Here is an 18,071-nt window from a genome sequence, read left to right as displayed (position 1 = left end):
CAGCTTGAAAGCAAAACAGCCTGAAACCCGATCGCCCACACCCGATCGCTCCCTCCAAGCTCTGGCCGATCCCCGATCCCCAATCCCCAACACTTCTATGCTCAGCTATCGATCGCGCAAAGCCTTAGAGTCGATCGCCCTGCCGATCGCCGCACTGCTGGTTTCTTTAATTCTGTTTGGCATCTTTTGTGCGTTTGCCGGGGCGAATCCGTTTGGCGTGTATGCGTCGATTTGGAAGGCGGCTTTTGGCAAATGGAGTACGTTTCAAAATAGCTTGATTCGGGCGGCTCCCCTGATGCTGTGCGCGTTGTGTACGGCTCTGCCTGCTCGCTTGGGACTGGTGATTATTGGCAACGAGGGCGCTTTGGTGGTGGGCGGACTGGCGGCGATCGCGATCGGTCTGCCGCTGTCGGCCAGTCTTCCGGCTGGCATGGTGCAAATTGGCATGGCGATCGCCGGACTCGTGGCGGGCGGCTTGTGGATTGCGATCGCGGGCGCGTTGCGGCACTACCGCGCGGTGAACGAGACGATTAGCAGTTTGCTGTTGAACTATGTGGCGATCGCGCTGCTCAATCACCTGGTCGGCGGCCCAATGAAAGACCCCAGTTCGCTCAACAAGCCCTCAACGTTTCCCCTACCCGAAGCAGTCATGCTCGGATCGATTCCCGGCACTCGCGTTCACTGGGGCTTGCTGTATGGTCTGATTGCCTGCGTGATTGCCTACTTTTTGATGCAGCGCACCACGTTCGGTTTCGCGGCTCGAACCGCAGGCGGCAACATCCGCGCTGCCCGAATCGCCGGATTGCCCGTCGGCAAACTCACCGTCATCGTCTGCTTCCTGGCGGGTTCCTGTGCAGGCTTGGCCGGAATGGTGGAAGTTGCAGCCGTGCAGGGCGCAGCCAACGAATCGCTGAACGTGGGCTATGGCTACGGCGGCATTCTGGTCGCATTCGTGGCGCGGCATAATCCGCTGGCGGCGGCGATCGTCTCCGTCTTAGTTGGCGGCATTCTTGCTAGCGGCGGCATTTTGCAGCGATCGCACAACCTCCCCGATGCCACCGTCCTCGTCTTTCAAGGCTTGGTCTTCCTCGTCATCCTGTTTAGCGAATCGCTCTATGGCCGCTTCGAGTTCTTCAAAGAAAAGCCCGCAATGGTCGCGCCGCCCGAACCGCCGACAAGTCCGGGGCAAGAATCGATCGTGGTTTCTTGAGGGGTAAGGGATTAGAGCGTGTTTGAAAAGCCTTTCGTGATGGCATTGCTTGTGGAGATCCCCCTTGAGAACCCGGACTTTGAGCGGTGGTTCGGCTCCCTCCTTCTCAAGGAGGGCTGGGGAGGATCGTGAGTTAAAACACACCCTAGAGGTTATGTAACACCCGAATCCTGAATTTAACGTCCAAAGGAGAAGTGATGACGGCAGAAGCAATTGGTTGGTGGGGTGTGCCCTTAGCGATCGCAGCCGGAACGATGCGCGGCGGCACTCCCTTTTTATTCGTCAGTTTGGGCGAATGCCTGACTGAAAAAAGCGGCAAAATCAACCTCGGATTAGAGGGAACGTTGCTGACTGGGGCGATGAGCGCTTACGCCGTGTCCTATCTGACGGGATCGCCTTGGTTGGGCGTTCTGGCAGCGGGATTTGCGGGAATTTTGCTCGGATTGATTCACGGTTGGCTGTCGCAGCAGCCCAGAGTCAACGATGTCGCGGTTGGGATCGCGATGATTATTTTTGGCAGCGGCATCGCATTTTTCTTTGGCAAGCCGTTTATTCAGCCGTCCGCGCCGCAGTTGCCGACGATCGATCTCGCAGGCGGCGGAACGGCTCCCGCTTTGCAGGCCGCTTTGCAGATTAGTCCGCTGTTTTTGTTGGGCGTGGCGATCGCTCCCTTGATGCAGTGGTTCTTTCGATCGACGCGCTGGGGTTTGTTTATTCGTGCGGTCGGGGATAGTCCGGATGCGGCGCGGGCGATGGGCGTGTCGATTTTCAAGGTGCGGCTGATTAGCGTGGCGATCGGCAGCTTCCTTGCCGGAATTGGCGGCGCATCTTTGTCGCTTTACTATCCGGGCGTTTGGACAGAGCGGATATCGAGCGGACAGGGCTTGATGGCCGTTGCGCTGGTGATTTTTGCCCGATGGAATCCGATGCAGTGCTTGGGGGCGTCGCTGCTGTTTGGTGGGGCGCAGGCGATCGGCCCTGCCCTGCAATCCGTTGGCATCGAGCAAGGCTACTACTTGTTTAATGCTGCACCTTATATTTTGACTCTGGCGATCATGATTTTTACCTGCTCCCCCAAGCGCACCCTCACAGGCGCACCGGGCGCACTCGGAACCGACACTTAGAACCAACAGGAATTGCAACCTCTCATTTCTCCGGGTTTTCTACTTGCACCTCCTCCTCATGCGCTACATCGAATCAGAACCGTACAAATATCCGTTTAACGGCGATCTCCGTCCCGAAAACACCGCCCTGATCGTGATCGATATGCAAATCGATTTTTGCGGCAGGGGCGGCTACGTGGATCAGATGGGCTACGATCTATCGCTCACCCGCGCCCCGATCGCCCCGCTGCAACGACTTTTGGAGGTGATGCGATCGCAAAACTTCCACATCATGCATACCCGCGAAGGGCATCGACCCGACTTGGCCGATCTGCCGGAAAATAAGCGGTGGCGATCGCGGCAAATCGGCGCGGGGATTGGCGATCCCGGACCTTGCGGCAAAATTCTCGTCCGGGGTGAACCGGGATGGGAAATTATTCCTGAACTCGCACCGTTGCCCGGTGAACCTGTGATCGACAAACCGGGAAAAGGCTCGTTCTACGCAACCGATCTCGACATGATTTTGAAGCTGCGCGGCATTCAAAACTTGATTTTGACGGGGATCACGACCGATGTTTGTGTACACACGACGATGCGCGATGCGAACGATCGCGGCTACGAATGCCTGATTTTGTCCGACTGCACCGGAGCGACCGACTACGGCAACCACCTCGCCGCCCTGAAGATGGTGACGATGCAGGGTGGAGTGTTTGGTGCGATCGCAAATTCCGCTGCGGTGATTTCTGCCATTCAACCCTAATTTCTTCTAACTGCCATGACTGCGATCGACCCCATCCAATCGCCTACTGTCACGATTTTGCCGCCGCCCGAACTGGCGATCGTCAACATGACGAAGCAGTTTGGCTCGCTGGCTGCGCTCGATTCGGTTTCGATGACGCTCAAACCCGGAAGCTTTCACGCTTTGCTGGGCGAAAACGGCGCGGGCAAAAGTACGCTCGTCAAGTGCGTGATGGGCTTTTATGCGCCGACATCCGGCGAGGTAAAAATTGACGGGCAGACGGTGGCGATCGACTCCCCCCGCGATGCCCACAAATACGGAATCGGCATGGTGTATCAGCATTTCACCTCGGTTCCGGCCATGACGGTGGCTGAAAATCTAGTTTTGTCGCGCTTCGACAGTCCGAATTTGATCAACTGGAAACAGGAAATGGACGGACTGCGGGCATTCATGACGACCGCGCCGTTTCAGGTTCCCCTGGATGTGCCGATCGCCCAGCTTGCAGCGGGACAAAAGCAAAAGCTGGAGATTCTGAAGCAGATCTACTTACACAGCCGCATTTTGATTCTGGATGAGCCGACTTCGGTGCTGACGCCGCAAGAAGCCGATGAGGTGCTGGGACTGCTGCGCGAACAGGTGAATGAGGGCAAACTCAGCGTCTTGATGATTTCGCACAAGTTTCGCGAGGTGATGGCCTTTGCGGACGAAATTACCGTCTTGCGGAAAGGCAAATTTGCCGGAAGCGGAGCTGTCAAAGATCTTACGGTTAGCGACATGGCCGAAATGATGATGGGCGACAGAGGCGATCCCCAAGCCGTCGAAAAAGTCGCGCACCTGCAAACCAAACCCGTCCTCGAAGTTCGATCGCTCCACGCCAACAAAGACAACGGCCTCGAAGCCGTCAAAGGCGTGACGTTCACCGTCCACAGCGGCGAAGTCGTCGGCATCGCGGGAATTTCCGGCAACGGCCAGCGCGAACTGGTCGAAGTCTTGGCCGGACAGCGCGAAGCCACACAGGGACAGGTTCTCGTCAACGGCCAGCCCTACCGCGCCACTCGCGCCGAAATGCGCCAGCATCGCGTTTTTGCGCTGCCAGAAGAACCCTTGCGAAATGCCTGCGTTCCCCACATGAGCGTGGCGGAAAACATGGCCTTGCGGACGTTCGATCGCCCCCCGCAGGCCAAAGGCGTTCTGCTCATCCTCCAAGCGATCCGCCAGATGGCGCAAAGCTTAATCACCCAGTTCTCCGTGAAAACGCCGTCACCCGAAACGCCCGTCGGCAACTTGTCCGGCGGCAACGTGCAAAGAACCGTCCTCGCCCGCGAATTTTCCTCCAATGAAATCAATTTGCTAATCGCCGCGAATCCCTGTTTTGGCCTTGATTTTGCTGCCGTTGAATTCATTCACGGGCAAATTATTGCCGCTCGCAATCGCGGCGTTGCGGTTTTATTGGTCAGCGAAGATTTAGACGAATTGTTGAAGTTAAGCGATCGCATTCTCGTGATCAGCGGCGGCCAATTTGCCTACGAAAGTTTGACAGACAAAGCAGATTTTGCGGCGATCGGTCACGCAATGGCCGGACATTAATCAGAAGGGTTATTTCATTCTCGCAATACAGCCTTGAAATAAATTTCAGGCTGAAAGCGAAAACCTGTTCAAACAGGTTGCGATCGCCCTCTCAGTCCGTTTTAACGGACTTCAGCTTTTAGCCCGAACTTCAGTTCAGGGCAAGCCAGCGCAGAATGAAATAGCTTTAATTGATCAACAGATAAACCAACAGGAAACCCATGCCAGAATTATCAACCTTACTAATATTTGCTGCCGCCAGTTTTGCGATCGCGATCGTTCCTGGTCCCGCCGTTCTTTACATTGTTGCTAGAAGCATCAATCAAGGTCGTTTGGCCGGAATTGTTTCGATGTTGGGAATTGAATTTGCCAATTTCTTTCACATCGCTGCCGCTGCGTTTGGGCTTTCTGCGCTGCTGATGTCATCGGCGATCGCATTTAGCATCATCAAATATTTGGGTGCAGCCTATTTGATTTATCTTGGCATTCGTACACTGCTGACTCGTGAAGAAGTTCAGCCCAATCGCCCCGTCGAATCAGACAGCCTGAAACGCATTTTCTTTCAAGGGGTCGTCGTCAATATTCTCAATCCAAAAGTCGCGCTGTTCTATTTTGCGTTTCTGCCTCAGTTTGTCGATCGCTCTCAAGATTCAGCCGTTTCACAAATTCTGATTCTCGGCTGTTTGTTTGTCGCGATCGCCACAGTCAGCGACGGACTTTATGCGCTGATTGCCGGATCGATCGGCCAGTGGCTGAGAGGAAATCTTCGCTTTCTTCGCGCTCAGCGCTATTTCAGCGGCAGCGTCTATCTGGGATTAGGTTTAACAACTGCATTTGCCGGATCAAGCAAAGACTAGACAATATGGTGACAATTTCTGCTCAACCTTATGATTACAAACTGCCAGCATTCAGTCAGGTTGCGCTGGTAATTATCGACATGCAGCGTGATTTTTTAGAGCCTGGTGGATTTGGAGACGCATTAGGAAATGATGTCACTCGGCTGCAATCGATCGTCCCCACTTTGAAAACACTGCTCGATCGATTCCGCGAATTGCAGTTGCCAATCATTCACACGATCGAATGTCATCAGCCGGATTTGTCCGACTGTCCACCGTCGAAACTTGATCGCGGTAATGGCAGCTTGCGAATTGGCGATCGATCGGCAATGGGTCGCATTTTGATCAAAGGCGAACCCGGAAACGACATCATTTCAGAACTTGCTCCGCTGCCTGGAGAAATTGTGATTCACAAACCGGGAAAAGGCGCATTCTATGCAACTCCACTGTCGGAAATTCTGCGATCGCGTGGAATTACGCATCTGCTGTTTACGGGCGTGACGACTGAGGTTTGTGTGCAAACGACGATGCGCGAGGCGAACGATCGCGGCTACGAATGCCTCTTGGTCGAGGACTGCACCGAAAGCTACTTCCCCGAATTCAAGCGGGTGACGATCGAAATGCTCCGCGCCCAAGGCGGCATCATCGGCTGGACAAGCTCATCTGAGGCTGTTTTGGCTGCTTTGGCCGCCAGTCCTGCAACAATTTGACGAGGCAATCATGCAGCCGATTCATCTTGCGGTGAATGGAACTTTGATGCGCGGCTTGGAACTGAATCCGAATTTGCTCGCTGTCGAAGCCAAATTTGTGCGCGAGGCGGAAACTGAGCCGTGCTATCGGTTGTGGTCGATCGCGGATCGCCATCCAGCCATGCTGCGCGTTCGGGAAGGCGGACGATCGATCGCGGTTGAAGTCTGGGCAGTGCCGCCAGCCGGACTGGGAACAATTTTGCAACAGGAACCGCCCGGATTGTGTATTGGCAAAGTTCGCCTTGCCGATGGCGAAATCGTCTTGGGTGTGTTGGGCGAAGCGATTTTGTGTGAAGATGAGCGAGAAATTACCGAGTGGGGCGGCTGGCGGGCTTATGTGGGCTGGCGTCAGTCGCGTGACTCCCAGGCAGCAGACGAGTTAGGCTAGAAGAGCAAGGAGCATTGGCTCCGTTCATCTCACATCTTGCATCGGGCGAACACCGATGGAAGTTGAAATCGGGTTTTGCGGGGCAGCGCTTTTCTGCCCAACCGGATAGGCGATCGCCTGCCCCAGCACCTCTTCTCAGTTTCTGTTGGTTTCTATTGGTTGCGATCGCCGCTTGATCCACTCCTTGATCGAGGGCACGATCGCCGCTTTCCCTGACTCGATCGCCGTAGCGTCATTGGCGCTCGGTCGTTTTGTCGATGGCAAGACGCGCAAGATCTGAGTACAAGCTACACACCCTTTTTTATGTCGCGGAATGGACTACTTGATTTACTGCGTTTAAGCTACAAAACCGCCCAAATTTCCCAACAGCTTGAGACTTCAACCGCAGAAGCTCAAGGTTGGCTGAACGAACGTTTATCGCGCCGCCGACTGCTGCAAAGTAGTAGCGTTCTGGCAGGGGCGATCGCGCTCAACACCGCTTTTCCCTCGATCGCTCGCGCTCAGCCGATTCCGAAAGTGCTGATTGTGGGAGCCGGAATTGCCGGACTGACTGCCGCCTATCGTCTGCATCAAGCTGGAGTGCCGATCGACATTGTGGAGGCGAGCCATCGCGTCGGTGGCCGCATGAGCAGTTTGACGAATGTGCCCGATGCGCCTGGAGTGGTAGAACTGGGCGGCGAATTCATCGATAGCGCCCATGTGCATATTCGATCGATCGCGGCTGAGCTTAACTTAGAAATGGCCGATTTGCGATCGGCAGACCGAGGCTTGATTCCGGAAGTGTTCTACATTCGCGGCAATCACGTCAGCCATCGCACGATCGCGGAAGAGTTCAAGCCGCTGGCCGCACAGATTCTTCGAGACTTGGAATCGATCGCGCCCGATGAAAAAATTACTTACCATCATCCCAGTCCGGCAGCGATGCGGCTCGATCGGCTGTCGCTGGCCGATTATCTCGATTCCACGTCAATCAGCCCGACGCTGCGCGAACTAATCCGCGTCGCCTACGTGACCGAAATGGGGATGGAGATTGAGGAACAATCCTGCCTGAATCTGCTGTTTTTAATCGGCACAGAAATCGGCGGCTGGAGTACCTACGGCATCAGTGACGAGCGCTATCACGTGATCGGCGGCAACGATCGCATTCCTCGCGCTCTGGCCGATCGCCTCAGTCCGTACATCGAAACGGGAACTGTTCTCGAATCGATTCGAGCGCGAGCGGACGGCGGCTATCGAGTCAGCCTGCGGCAAGACGGCATCAATCAGGCGCGGACTTACGATCGCATCTTGCTGACTGTGCCTTTCCCCGTTTTGCGCCAAATCGATCTGGCGGTTGAAATGTCTCCGGTCAAGCGGCGATCGATCGACCAGCTTGGCTACGGAACCAGCAGCAAACTGGCCGTTCCTTTTCAAGAGCGACTGTGGCGATCGCGCTATGGCTCAACTGCCAGTATTTACTCGGATCTGCCGTTCCAAAATACCTGGGAAAGTGCCCGCTACCAGTCCAGCCCGACCGCATGGCTGACGGATTTGCGCGGCGGACAGGCCGGAATTGAACTGGGTGCAGGCGATCCTGAAAGTCACGCTCAACTGCTTAGCCGCCAGCTTGACTCAATTTTTCCCGGTCTAGAACAGGTCGATCGCGGGCGGGCAGTCCGTGCATTTTGGGCAGGCGAACCGTATCAGCAAGGGTCGTATTCTGCCTATCGCGTCGGTCAGTGGACATCGATCGGCGGGGCAGAAGGTGAACGCATCGGCAACATTTGGTTTGCGGGCGAACACTGCTCCTACGCCGCCCAAGGCTACATGGATGGCGCGTGTGAAACCGGAGAATACGCCGCTTTGGGGATTCTGGAAGATCTGGGTTTGCCGACAGCGGCGCAAGCGGCTCGGCTGGAACACCTGCGGCGATCGCGAAGCATCTCACGGCCAACCGTTGAATCTACGTGAGTTCGATGAACCAGATTGAGGTGCGACGACGCTTGGGGGTTAGCCCCCTAAATCCCCCATACATGGGGGACTTTGAGGTTGATTGGTGGGGCGGAAGCGCTGTCCGCAGGAATCGCCAAACCCTAAATTCCCATGAGTGAGCTTCAAAGTCTCCCACTGGTGGAGGATTTGAGGATCTGTCCGGCGATTCAACCGCAGCGAACACACTCATCGAACTTACGTTGATCTGATGCGGCTTCTAGAAAAAGCGTGAGGCAGGAGAAATTGACCTCCTGCCTCACCAAGGCGATCGATTGTGTCGAACTTTGCTGTGTCGAACTTGGCGCTTAGCCTGCTTGACTCCCGCTGTAGCGAGCCAGGCTGAGCGTTTTTGTGAACGTGGGGACACACACAGGTTCATCGCTGGGCACAGTCAGGCGATCGGACAAGTTGGGCATTTCTTGCCAGCAGTGCGAGCAAAACCAATAAATACTATTGCGACGAGCGTGACGCAGCAGGGGTTGGGAGCAGCAGGGGCAAGTGTTCATGAAATTGATAAAAAAATAAAAAACAGTCGTAGCAGGCAAAGCAGCAAGTTCCAAAGCTATTAAACTCTATTGTTCCCAATCTTGCCGTTGGGGAAACTACCATTTAAAGTGGGGAGTTTCACTCACTTACCGCTTCATAAAGACAGTTAGTTGTAACAAAAAGAAACAACAAGAAAAGTGAAGAACTGTATCAAGAAAAATCTTTGCTCTCTTTTATTCTAATAAAGCTCAAATTTCAAAGTTCTGGGTCTGACTCGGGGTAGAAATTCATAGAGTGAGCGTTTCAATTTGCCCTTAAGATGTCCAAAAATCGTTGGTTTTGGTAGCTGTCGATACAACTTAAAGCTTCTTCACCTATCGCAGGATAGATTTAGGCAGCCCGATCGATCGTTCTGAAGAAATCTATTTTCGACACTCAAAGCTTTAGTTGATCCCCAATGCGAATTGAATCTGTTTTCCTGCATTTGAAAGTCGATCGCGTCAATTGCGTGCCGGATCAATCGATATCTTGCAGCCAAAGCCACAAAATTTTGCCAGCAAAAAGCCGCTGCCAATTTCGGAATAGCAGCGGCTTTGCTCAATCAAGTCAACTAAACGTATCGTCTCATTTCAATGTGTAGAATTCCGGCTTCCTGAAATTCTTCGCTCCACTGCTGAAATCCTAGCTTTTCATAGAAGCTGCGGGCATGAACTTGAGCATTGAGCTTGACTTCGGGAATTTGCCGATCGCGCACCAAAGCGATCGCGGTTTCCATTAGCTTTTTGCCAAAGCCGCGCTTGCGATAGTCGGGCAGCACGGCGACACGCTCAATCTTGGCAATGCGATCGCTCAAGACACGCACCCTGGTGGTTCCAATTACTTTGCTGTCCTGAATTGCCAGCAAATGAAACGCCGTTTCGTCTAGTCCGTCTACTTCAACCGCCGGATCAATATGTTGCTCCACCTGAAAAACTTGAGTACGGACGGCACGAATCACAGGTGAAGCCTCAGAATAGGCAACAGTTTGAATCATTGCTATTACGTTCAGTAGATGACACATGGGCAGATTTTATCAGTCTGTAAGTGATTCTTCGTCTATTTGTTGCGTATTGTTACCTATTCATGATGGAGCATTACGGAGTGTTGGAACTTGTGACGAGCGGGCGCGTCCAGTCTTTGTCCGGAATTATTTTGTCTGGAATCATTGTTGATGAACTGTTGCGATCGAGGAGTGTGGTGTGATACGTCGAATTGCTTGGGCAGCGTTGAGTTTGGCGCTGATTGAAATCCTCAGTCCGGTTGCCGCGATACCGTTCCGGGAGCGCTCCGCGATCGCCACACCGACGCGATCGCCCGATCGTGGCGTTCCGGAACGGTATCGCACCGTTGCGTGTGATGCACTTGTCGTGGGTGGCGGGTTGGCAGGCGTGGCAACTGCCTATGAAGCACTTTTGGCCGGACGCACGGTTTGCCTCACGGAAATTACGGACTGGCTGGGCGGCCAAATTTCCGCTCAGGGTACGTCAGCCTTGGATGAACGCCCGACGCAGCAGGCGCGTCAGTTTTATTCGCGTGGCTATTTGGAACTGCGTCGGCGTCTGCAAGAGCGCCAACGCGATCCAAATCCGGGCGACTGCTGGGTGAGCGAAACTTGTTTTTCGCCGCGCGTGGGCGATGCGGTGGCTCGCGAAATGCTGCGCGAGGCGGCACGACGCGGACGCGGACGGCTCGAATGGTTTCCTTCAACCGTTGTGAAGGAACTTGATCGCAGCGGCAGTCAGATTCGATCGGTGACGGCGATCGAACATCGTCCCGCACCGGGCGCACCTGCGCTCAACACCGATCCGCTTTCTCAAACGATCGAAGACTGGTATCGCTACGAAAATTCCGATCGCTTCCAAAAGCAAATCATTCGCTTTGTCCCCGCTCAGCGCGAACGCAATCGCACTCATCCCGCTGACTGGTACGTCGTCGATGCGACCGAAACCGGAGAAATTATCGGACTGGCGGATGTGCCGTATCGCTTGGGAATTGATGCGCGATCGTACTTGGAGCCGTCTTCTTCGAGCGCTTCCAACGATCCGTATTGTCCGCAGGGCTACACCTACACCTTTGCAATGGAGGCAACAGCGGAGCGGCAGCGGCATGAAATGCCTTCGTTCTATTTGCGCTACCACAATTACTACAGCTACGAACTGTCGCGCTTTGATTTTGATGCGGTCTTCACCTATCGCCGCATTTTTGCCGCCACACCAAGACGCAATCGCCCCACCAATCGCCGCAGCTATCAAGATTACACCGTGCATCCGGGCGATATCTCGATGCAAAACTGGACTTGGGGCAACGACTATCGACCGGGAACCAATCGCGACAATTTGATCTACAGCCGCGAACAGTTGCGATCGAGTGGACAACTGAATCCGGGCGGCTGGATGGGTGGACTTCGCACCGCTAGCCTACGCAGTGCAGAAGAATTGGCGCGGGGCTATTTCTACTGGCTGGCAATGGGCACAACCGACTCGCAGCTTGGGCCGGGTGTGAAAGTGCCGCAGCCGAATATTCGCTATTTGTCCGGACTTGATTCTCCGATGGGCACGGCTCACGGTTTGTCGAAGTATCCCTACATGCGCGAAGGCCGACGCATCATCGGACGACCGAGCCTCGGTCAGCCGCAGGGATTTTCCGTTTGGGAAGTGGATATTTCGCGACGCGACTACAGCGATCCGTACTACCAAACCACGCTTTCGCCCGAAACCTATCGCCGCCTGCGGGCTACCTTAGCCGGACTGAATGCCGCTTCGGTGATCGGGGGTCAGGTTTCGCCGGAAAATGCGATGCGGCGGACGCGATCGACCATCTTCCCGGATGCGGTCGGCATTGGTCACTATGCGATCGACTTTCACCCCTGTATGCAAGAGTCGCCGCCGGAAAAAGCTGGAAACCGCGAACGGGAAGGCGAACGACGCGGAGCCGGACAAGCCTATCCGTTCCAAATTCCGTTGCGATCGATGATTCCGCAGCAAGTCGATAATCTGCTGGTGGCAGGCAAAAGCATTGCGACAAGCCACATTGCTGCCGCTGCCTATCGCGTCCACTCGTTTGAATGGTCGTCGGGTGCGGCAGTGGGCAATGCGATCGATTTTGCCCTGGATCAAGGCGTTTTGCCGTATCAACTGGTCGATCAGCTTCCCCAGCGCGAACCGCTACTAGAGCAATTTCAGCAGCGACTCAATCAGCAGAACAATCCAACTGCTTTTCCAAATACGTCGATCTTTAATGAAAACTGGGAAGATTGGCGCTAGATTGCGGGGGCACGCCGTGCCCTGACAGGTCGGTTGGGTTCCAGCAATTGTTTGTCTATCAACAATTGCTGGAGATGCGATCGCGTCCGCATTAATTCTCAGCTTCAACGTACTCCAAAATACTTCTCGGTGGGGGAATCGGCTCGCCATCTTCTCGCAGTCCTTCTAAATGAAATTGAACTGCTTCATGAATGAGTTCTCGAACTTCATCTAAAGTTTCACCAACCGCGACACAACCTGGCAAGTCAGGCACATAAGCCCCGTAGCTGGTTTCTCCTTGTTCGATCACCACTGCGTAGCGCATTTTCTCCTTCCTAATCTTGCTCTAGCTGAGCTTGTTTCCAAATACTTTTTAGCGTACCGATCGGCACGTCAACACTAAGCTTACCTGACACTGTAACAGCACCCGATTTCGTTTGATGTTTGAATTGTCGATGACTGCCCTTCGTTCTGGCAAGATACCAACCGTCTTCTTCAAGCCTTTTGATTACATCCCGTACTTTCATGGGTTAAGCCTTTGTACTACTTAGTGCTAGGTAGTATGCACTAAGTAGCGCTAGGTAGGACTCTTTTTTGGGGTTAGGCGCGAAAAGACGTTAGTAAAGTCTGAAAACGCCCGCACTCTTAGCTCTACGAAGACAAGATTTTATTGATCAAAAATCCCCCGCCCGGAGGCGAGGGATTTTTGGTTTATGCGCCTACATCAAACTCGATCGCGCTATCCGCCGAATCGACTTGATGTTGAGGCAATCACAAAGGCGGCGTAGGTAAGGATGTAGCCAACCGTGAAGTGAGCCAATCCGATCAGCCAGCCTTGGACGATCGACATTGCAACTGGCTTATCCTTCCAGCGAACGAGGTTGGCGAGCGGGGTGCGCTCGTGTGCCCAGACCAGCGTTTCGATCAGTTCTTGCCAGTAGCCACGCCAGCTAATCAGGAACATGAATCCGGTTGCCCAAACCAGGTGTCCAAAGAGGAACATCCAGTTCCAGACGGCCAGATTGTTCATGCCGTAGGGGTTGTAGCCGTTGATCAACTGAGCGGAATTGAGCCACAGGTAGTCGCGGAACCAGCCCATCAGGTAGGTTGAGGACTCATTGAACTGTGCCACGTTGCCCTGCCAGATGCCCAGGTGCTTCCAGTGGAAGTAGAACGTCGCCCAGGCGATCGTGTTGAGCATCCAGAAGATGGCGAGGTAGAAGGACTGTTCCCAAGCCGAGGTTTGGCAGGTGCCGCCACGACCGGGGCCGTCGCAAGGGAAGGTGAAGCCGAAGTCTTTTTTATCGGGCATCAGCTTCGTACCGCGAGCATCGAGTGCGCCTTTGACGCAAATCAGTGTCGTGGTGTGCAGACCCAGGGCGATCGCATGGTGAACCAGGAAGTCGCCAGGGCCGATGGTCAAGAACAGCGAGTTTGTGCCGCTGTTGATGGCGTCGAGCCAGCCGGGAAGCCAAGCGGCTCCTGCCGTCGTTGCCACGCTGTCAGCGTTCGACAAGAGGGTGTCGAAGCCGTACAGCACTTTACCGTGTGAAGACTGAATGAACTGTGCGAACACAGGCTCAATCAAGATTTGTTTTTCCGGCGTGCCGAAAGCGTTCATCACATCGTTGTGGACGTACAGCCCCAGGGTGTGGAAACCGAGGAACAGCGAGACCCACGAGAGGTGAGAGATGATCGCTTCTTTGTGCTGGAGGACGCGATCGAGGACGTTGCCTTTGTTCTGAGCCGGATCGTAGTCCCGCACCCAGAAGATCGCGCCGTGTGCAAACGCACCAATCATCAAGAATCCAGCGATGTACTGGTGATGGGTATAGAGCGCGGCTTGCGTGGTGAAGCTCTGACCCATGTAAGCGTAGGGCGGCAGAGCATACATGTGCTGAGCCACCAGCGAGGTGACGACGCCCAATGCTGCCAGGTGGATGCCCAACTGGAAGTGCAGCGAGTTGTTATAGGTGTCGTACAGCCCTTGGTGCGGCAGGTTGAACTGGCCTTCGGTCTTGGTGCCAAAGAAGTTCTTGGCGTTCAGCATTTCTTTGATGCTGTGACCGATGCCGAAGTTGGTGCGGTACATGTGTCCCGCGAAGATGAACAGGACGGCGATCGCCAAATGGTGATGCGCGATGTCCGTCAGCCAAAGCGATTGCGTCTGCGGATGGAAGCCACCCAAGAACGTCAAGATCGCGGTTCCTGCGCCTTGCGACGTGGTGAACAGGTGATCAGGCGTGTCCGGGTTTGCCGCATACGCGCCCCAGTTGCCCGTAAAGAAAGGGGCGAGACCTTCGGGGTGCGGTTTGACGGCGAGGAAGTTATCCCAGCCCACATGAATTCCGCGTGATTCAGGAATCGCAACGTGAACCAAGTGACCTGTCCAAGCCAGGGACGAGACGCCGAACAAGCCTGCCAGGTGGTGGTTGAGGCGCGATTCAGCGTTTTTGAACCAGGACAAGGAGGGACGGAATTTCGGCTGCAAGTGCAGCCAGCCTGCAAACAGGAACAGCGCGGACAAGAGGAGCAGGAAGACTGCGCCCATGTAGAGTTCGCCGTTCGTCCGCATTCCGATCGTGAACCACCAGTGGTACACGCCGGAGTAGGCAATGTTGACCGGATTTGACGCGCCGCCTTGCGTGAACGCTTCGACAGCGGGCTTACCGAAGTGGGGATCCCAAATCGCGTGGGCGATCGGGCGGACATGCAGCGGGTCTTTAATCCACTGCTCAAAGTTGCCTTGCCAGGCGACGTGGAACAACAGGCTGGAAGTCCACAGGAAGATGATCGCGACGTGACCGAAGTGGGAAGCGAAGATCTTTTGGTAAAGATTTTCTTCCGTCATTCCGTCATGGCTTTCAAAGTCATGCGCTGTGGCAATCCCATACCAGAGCCGACGAGTGGTCGGATCCTGAGCCAGGTCCTGGTTAAATTTTGGGAATTTAGTTGCCATGTGTGAAACGAGTCCTCCGATTGCTCATCCGACTGCAATGATTCGAGCTAGGAAGAATGCCCAGATTGTGACAATTCCACCCAGGAGGAAGTGAGCCACCCCGACAGCCCGACCCTGAATAATGCTCAGAGCGCGAGGCTGAACAGACGGAGCCACTTTCAGTTTGTTGTGTGCCCAGACGATCGACTCGATCAGTTCTTGCCAGTAGCCTCTGCCGCTGAACAGGAACATCAAGCTAAACGCCCAAACAAAGTGTGCGCCCAAGAACAAGAGACCGTAGGCCGACAGTGCCGAACCGTAGGAACCGATCACCTGCGTCGCTTGTGCCCACTGGAAGTCGCGCAGCCAGCCGTTAATCGTCATCGAGCTAGCCGCAAAGTTGCCACCAGTGATGTGCGAGACCGAGCCGTCGCTGTTGACCGTACCCCAGACATCCGACTGCATTTTCCAACTGAAGTGGTAAATGGCGATCGAAATTGAGTTGTACATCCAGAACAGACCCAAGAACACATGGTCGAAACCAGAGACTTGGCACGTGCCGCCCCGACCAGGGCCGTCGCACGGGAAGCGGAAGCCCAGATTCGCCTTGTCGGGAATCAGGCGCGAACTGCGGGCGAACAACACGCCCTTGAGCAAAATCAGCACCGTCACGTGAATCGTGAAGGCGTGGATGTGGTGGATCATGAAGTCTGCCGTTCCGAGGGCGATCGGCATCATCGCGACCTTACCACCGACAGCGACAATGCCGCCGCCGAACGCATAGCTAGCCGGAGCAAGAGCATTGGGAGCCGTGCCACCAGGAGCCAAGGTGTGGATGTTTTGAATCCACTGGGCAAACACGGGCTGAAGCTGAATGGCGCTATCCGAGAACATATCTTGCGGACGGCCAAGGGCTTGCATCGTGTCGTTGTGAACGTACAGTCCGAAGCTGTGGAAGCCGAGGAAAATACAGACCCAGTTGAGGTGAGAGATGATCGCATCGCGGTGACGAAGCACGCGATCGAGCAGGTTGTTTTGGTTCACTTCAGGGTCGTAGTCACGAACCATGAAGATCGCCCCGTGTGCGCCTGCCCCCACAATCAAGAACGCTCCGATCCACATATGGTGCGTGAAGATCGATAGCTGCGTCGGGTAGTCCGTCGCCAGATAGGGGTAGGGCGGCATCGCGTACATGTGCTGAGCGACGATGATCGTCAGCGAACCCAGCATTGCCAGGTTGATTGCCAGTTGCGCGTGCCAGGAAGTGGTCAGAATCTCATAGAGACCCTTGTGACCTTCGCCAGAGAACGGACCTCTGTGCGCTTCCAGAATTTGCTTGATGCTGTGGCCGATACCCCAGTTGGTGCGGTATTGGTGGCCTGCGATGATAAACAGAACGGCGATCGCCAAATGGTGGTGCGCCGAATCCGTCAGCCACAAGCCGCCCGTGACGGGGTTGAGGCCGCCTTTGAACGTGAGGAAATCGGAATATTCGCCCCAGTTCAAAGTAAAGAAGGGAGCCAAGCCTTTGGAAAAGCTGGGGAATAGCTCGGCCATTAAGCCGGAGTTCAAGATGAACTCTTGCGGCAGAGGAATGTCCTTTGGAGCAACTCCAGCATCCAATAGCTTGTTAATCGGCAGCGCGACGTGAATCTGGTGGCCTGCCCAAGACAAGCTGCCCAAACCGAGCAAACCTGCCAGGTGGTGATTCAGCATCGACTCGACGTTCTGGAACCATTCCAGCTTCGGAGCGCGCTTGTGATAGTGGAACCAGCCTGCAAACAGCATCAGGCCAGCCATCACGAGGCCACCGATCGCCGTGCAGTAAAGCTGGAACGAGCTGGTGATGCCAGCCGCACGCCAAATCTGGAAGAAGCCAGACGTGATTTGAATACCGTGGAAGCCGCCACCGACATCCCCGTTGAGAATTTCTTGTCCGACGATCGGCCAAACGACCTGAGCGCTGGGCTTAATGCCAGTCGGGTCGAGCAGCCAAGCTTCGTAGTTAGAAAAACGCGCACCGTGAAAATACATTCCGCTCAGCCAAATGAAAATGATGGCTAAGTGACCAAAGTGGGCACTAAAGATCTTGCGGGAAATGTCTTCCAGGTCGCTGGTGTGACTATCAAAATCGTGAGCGTCGGCGTGAAGATTCCAAATCCAAGTGGTGGTTTTGGGGCCTTTAGAAAGGGTGCGATCGAAGTGACCGGGCTTGCCCCACTTCTCGAAAGAAGTAGGAACCGGATCTTTATCGACGACGACCCTAACTTTCTTCGTCGCGTCTCGCTCCCGTGAACTTGTTGTCATTAGAGACTCTCCTCTCTCTCGACAAGGAACGAGTAATCCATATTCTTAGGCATTTGTCTAGCTCTTTCCCCCGATCTAATCCGTGTTTAGTAAGCGATGAGACCAGTTGTGGAAGAACTTCGGAAGTTCTTGTAACTTTTGTAAAGGTCGAGTTACGACTTTGGGAAAGAGTAAGGTTCGCACAGTCGCCCGAAGGCAGAAGCTGTAAGGCAGACCGCACATACCTAAGAGGTTCTCTTGAGCATTATAGGGTGGTCTCTACGCGCAATCTCAAGCGGGTTAACAATAATTCAAATTGAGCAAACGATGAATCTGTCTAGGTTCCGACCTAACCGATCGGCAGCAAAATTGCAATAGATAACGATAGTTTTACAAATTGCAACATCTAGTTTTTATCTATCGACAAGATAAGTTCTTTCGATAAAATACTGTCGTTCGCCCCTACAAAATCGTGTATTAGTGCGATCGAATTTTCTTCAAACAGATCTATATAATTT

General features: G+C 54.4%; 16 protein-coding genes. 10 read left to right on the top strand and 6 right to left on the bottom strand.

Annotated elements, in window-relative coordinates; translation table 11 throughout:
• Positions 1–4: 4 nt before the first annotated feature.
• From H6F67_RS10415 to H6F67_RS10380, 9 genes are all read left to right on the top strand, one after another.
• Positions 5–1,210 (top strand): ABC transporter permease, encoded by a 1,206-nt coding sequence (locus tag H6F67_RS10415; RefSeq protein ID WP_242020585.1) that lies wholly within the window; start codon positions 5–7, stop codon positions 1,208–1,210.
• A gap of 197 nt (positions 1,211–1,407) precedes the next feature.
• The gene (locus H6F67_RS10410) at positions 1,408–2,334 is read left to right on the top strand and encodes an ABC transporter permease (RefSeq protein WP_190766025.1); all 927 of its coding nucleotides are present in this window, start codon (positions 1,408–1,410) and stop codon (positions 2,332–2,334) included.
• 58 nt (positions 2,335–2,392) lie between these two features.
• Positions 2,393–3,073, top strand: coding sequence for a cysteine hydrolase family protein (locus H6F67_RS10405; RefSeq protein WP_190766023.1), 681 nt, complete (start codon positions 2,393–2,395; stop codon positions 3,071–3,073).
• Between the two features lie 15 nt (positions 3,074–3,088).
• Positions 3,089–4,639, top strand: coding sequence for an ABC transporter ATP-binding protein (locus H6F67_RS10400; RefSeq protein WP_190766021.1), 1,551 nt, complete (start codon positions 3,089–3,091; stop codon positions 4,637–4,639).
• A gap of 200 nt (positions 4,640–4,839) precedes the next feature.
• On the top strand, positions 4,840–5,475 hold the full coding sequence (locus tag H6F67_RS10395; RefSeq protein ID WP_190766019.1) for a LysE family translocator: 636 nt from the start codon (positions 4,840–4,842) through the stop codon (positions 5,473–5,475).
• A gap of 5 nt (positions 5,476–5,480) precedes the next feature.
• Entirely contained in the window at positions 5,481–6,164 is a 684-nt protein-coding gene (locus H6F67_RS10390) for a cysteine hydrolase family protein (protein ID WP_190766017.1), read from the top strand.
• A 10-nt stretch (positions 6,165–6,174) separates the two neighbouring features.
• A complete protein-coding gene (locus H6F67_RS10385) occupies positions 6,175–6,591 on the top strand; it encodes a glutamyl-tRNA amidotransferase (protein ID WP_190766015.1) in 417 nt (138 codons plus the stop codon).
• A gap of 145 nt (positions 6,592–6,736) precedes the next feature.
• Positions 6,737–6,871: a hypothetical protein gene (locus H6F67_RS28105; RefSeq protein WP_277874577.1), complete on the top strand. Its 135-nt coding sequence runs from the start codon at positions 6,737–6,739 to the stop codon at positions 6,869–6,871.
• A 23-nt stretch (positions 6,872–6,894) separates the two neighbouring features.
• Positions 6,895–8,541 (top strand): NAD(P)/FAD-dependent oxidoreductase, encoded by a 1,647-nt coding sequence (locus H6F67_RS10380; protein WP_190766013.1) that lies wholly within the window; start codon positions 6,895–6,897, stop codon positions 8,539–8,541.
• Positions 8,542–8,867: 326 nt separating this feature from the next.
• Here H6F67_RS10380 and H6F67_RS10375 read toward each other — a convergent pair whose 3' ends face one another.
• Both H6F67_RS10375 and H6F67_RS10370 read right to left on the bottom strand, forming a co-directional pair.
• Complete coding sequence (locus tag H6F67_RS10375) at positions 8,868–9,068, bottom strand: hypothetical protein (protein ID WP_190766233.1); 201 nt, start codon at positions 9,066–9,068, stop codon at positions 8,868–8,870.
• A 590-nt stretch (positions 9,069–9,658) separates the two neighbouring features.
• Positions 9,659–10,081, bottom strand: coding sequence for a GNAT family N-acetyltransferase (locus tag H6F67_RS10370; protein WP_199304345.1), 423 nt, complete (start codon positions 10,079–10,081; stop codon positions 9,659–9,661).
• 205 nt (positions 10,082–10,286) lie between these two features.
• Between H6F67_RS10370 and H6F67_RS10365 the strand changes: the two genes are divergently transcribed.
• Complete coding sequence (locus H6F67_RS10365) at positions 10,287–12,350, top strand: FAD-dependent oxidoreductase (RefSeq protein WP_313926799.1); 2,064 nt, start codon at positions 10,287–10,289, stop codon at positions 12,348–12,350.
• Between the two features lie 91 nt (positions 12,351–12,441).
• Here H6F67_RS10365 and H6F67_RS10360 read toward each other — a convergent pair whose 3' ends face one another.
• The 4 genes from H6F67_RS10360 to psaA all read right to left on the bottom strand — a co-directional run bounded on the left by H6F67_RS10360 (position 12,442) and on the right by psaA (position 17,574).
• Positions 12,442–12,654 (bottom strand): type II toxin-antitoxin system HicB family antitoxin, encoded by a 213-nt coding sequence (locus H6F67_RS10360; RefSeq protein ID WP_190766011.1) that lies wholly within the window; start codon positions 12,652–12,654, stop codon positions 12,442–12,444.
• A 10-nt stretch (positions 12,655–12,664) separates the two neighbouring features.
• The gene (locus H6F67_RS10355) at positions 12,665–12,856 is read right to left on the bottom strand and encodes a type II toxin-antitoxin system HicA family toxin (protein WP_190766009.1); all 192 of its coding nucleotides are present in this window, start codon (positions 12,854–12,856) and stop codon (positions 12,665–12,667) included.
• Between the two features lie 212 nt (positions 12,857–13,068).
• Positions 13,069–15,288: a photosystem I core protein PsaB gene (gene psaB / locus H6F67_RS10350; RefSeq protein ID WP_190766007.1), complete on the bottom strand. Its 2,220-nt coding sequence runs from the start codon at positions 15,286–15,288 to the stop codon at positions 13,069–13,071.
• 24 nt (positions 15,289–15,312) lie between these two features.
• Positions 15,313–17,574 carry a photosystem I core protein PsaA gene (gene psaA / locus H6F67_RS10345; RefSeq protein ID WP_190766005.1) on the bottom strand — a complete coding sequence of 754 codons (2,262 nt, stop codon included), beginning with the start codon at positions 17,572–17,574 and terminating at the stop codon, positions 15,313–15,315.
• Between the last annotated feature and the right edge of the window lie 497 nt (positions 17,575–18,071).

The sequence above is a fragment of the Microcoleus sp. FACHB-1515 genome, from assembly GCF_014696105.1.
GTDB lineage: Bacteria > Cyanobacteriota > Cyanobacteriia > Elainellales > Elainellaceae > JAAUTJ01.
Note: the sequence above shows the minus strand (reverse complement) of the source record. Positions and strands in the feature narration are given on the sequence as shown.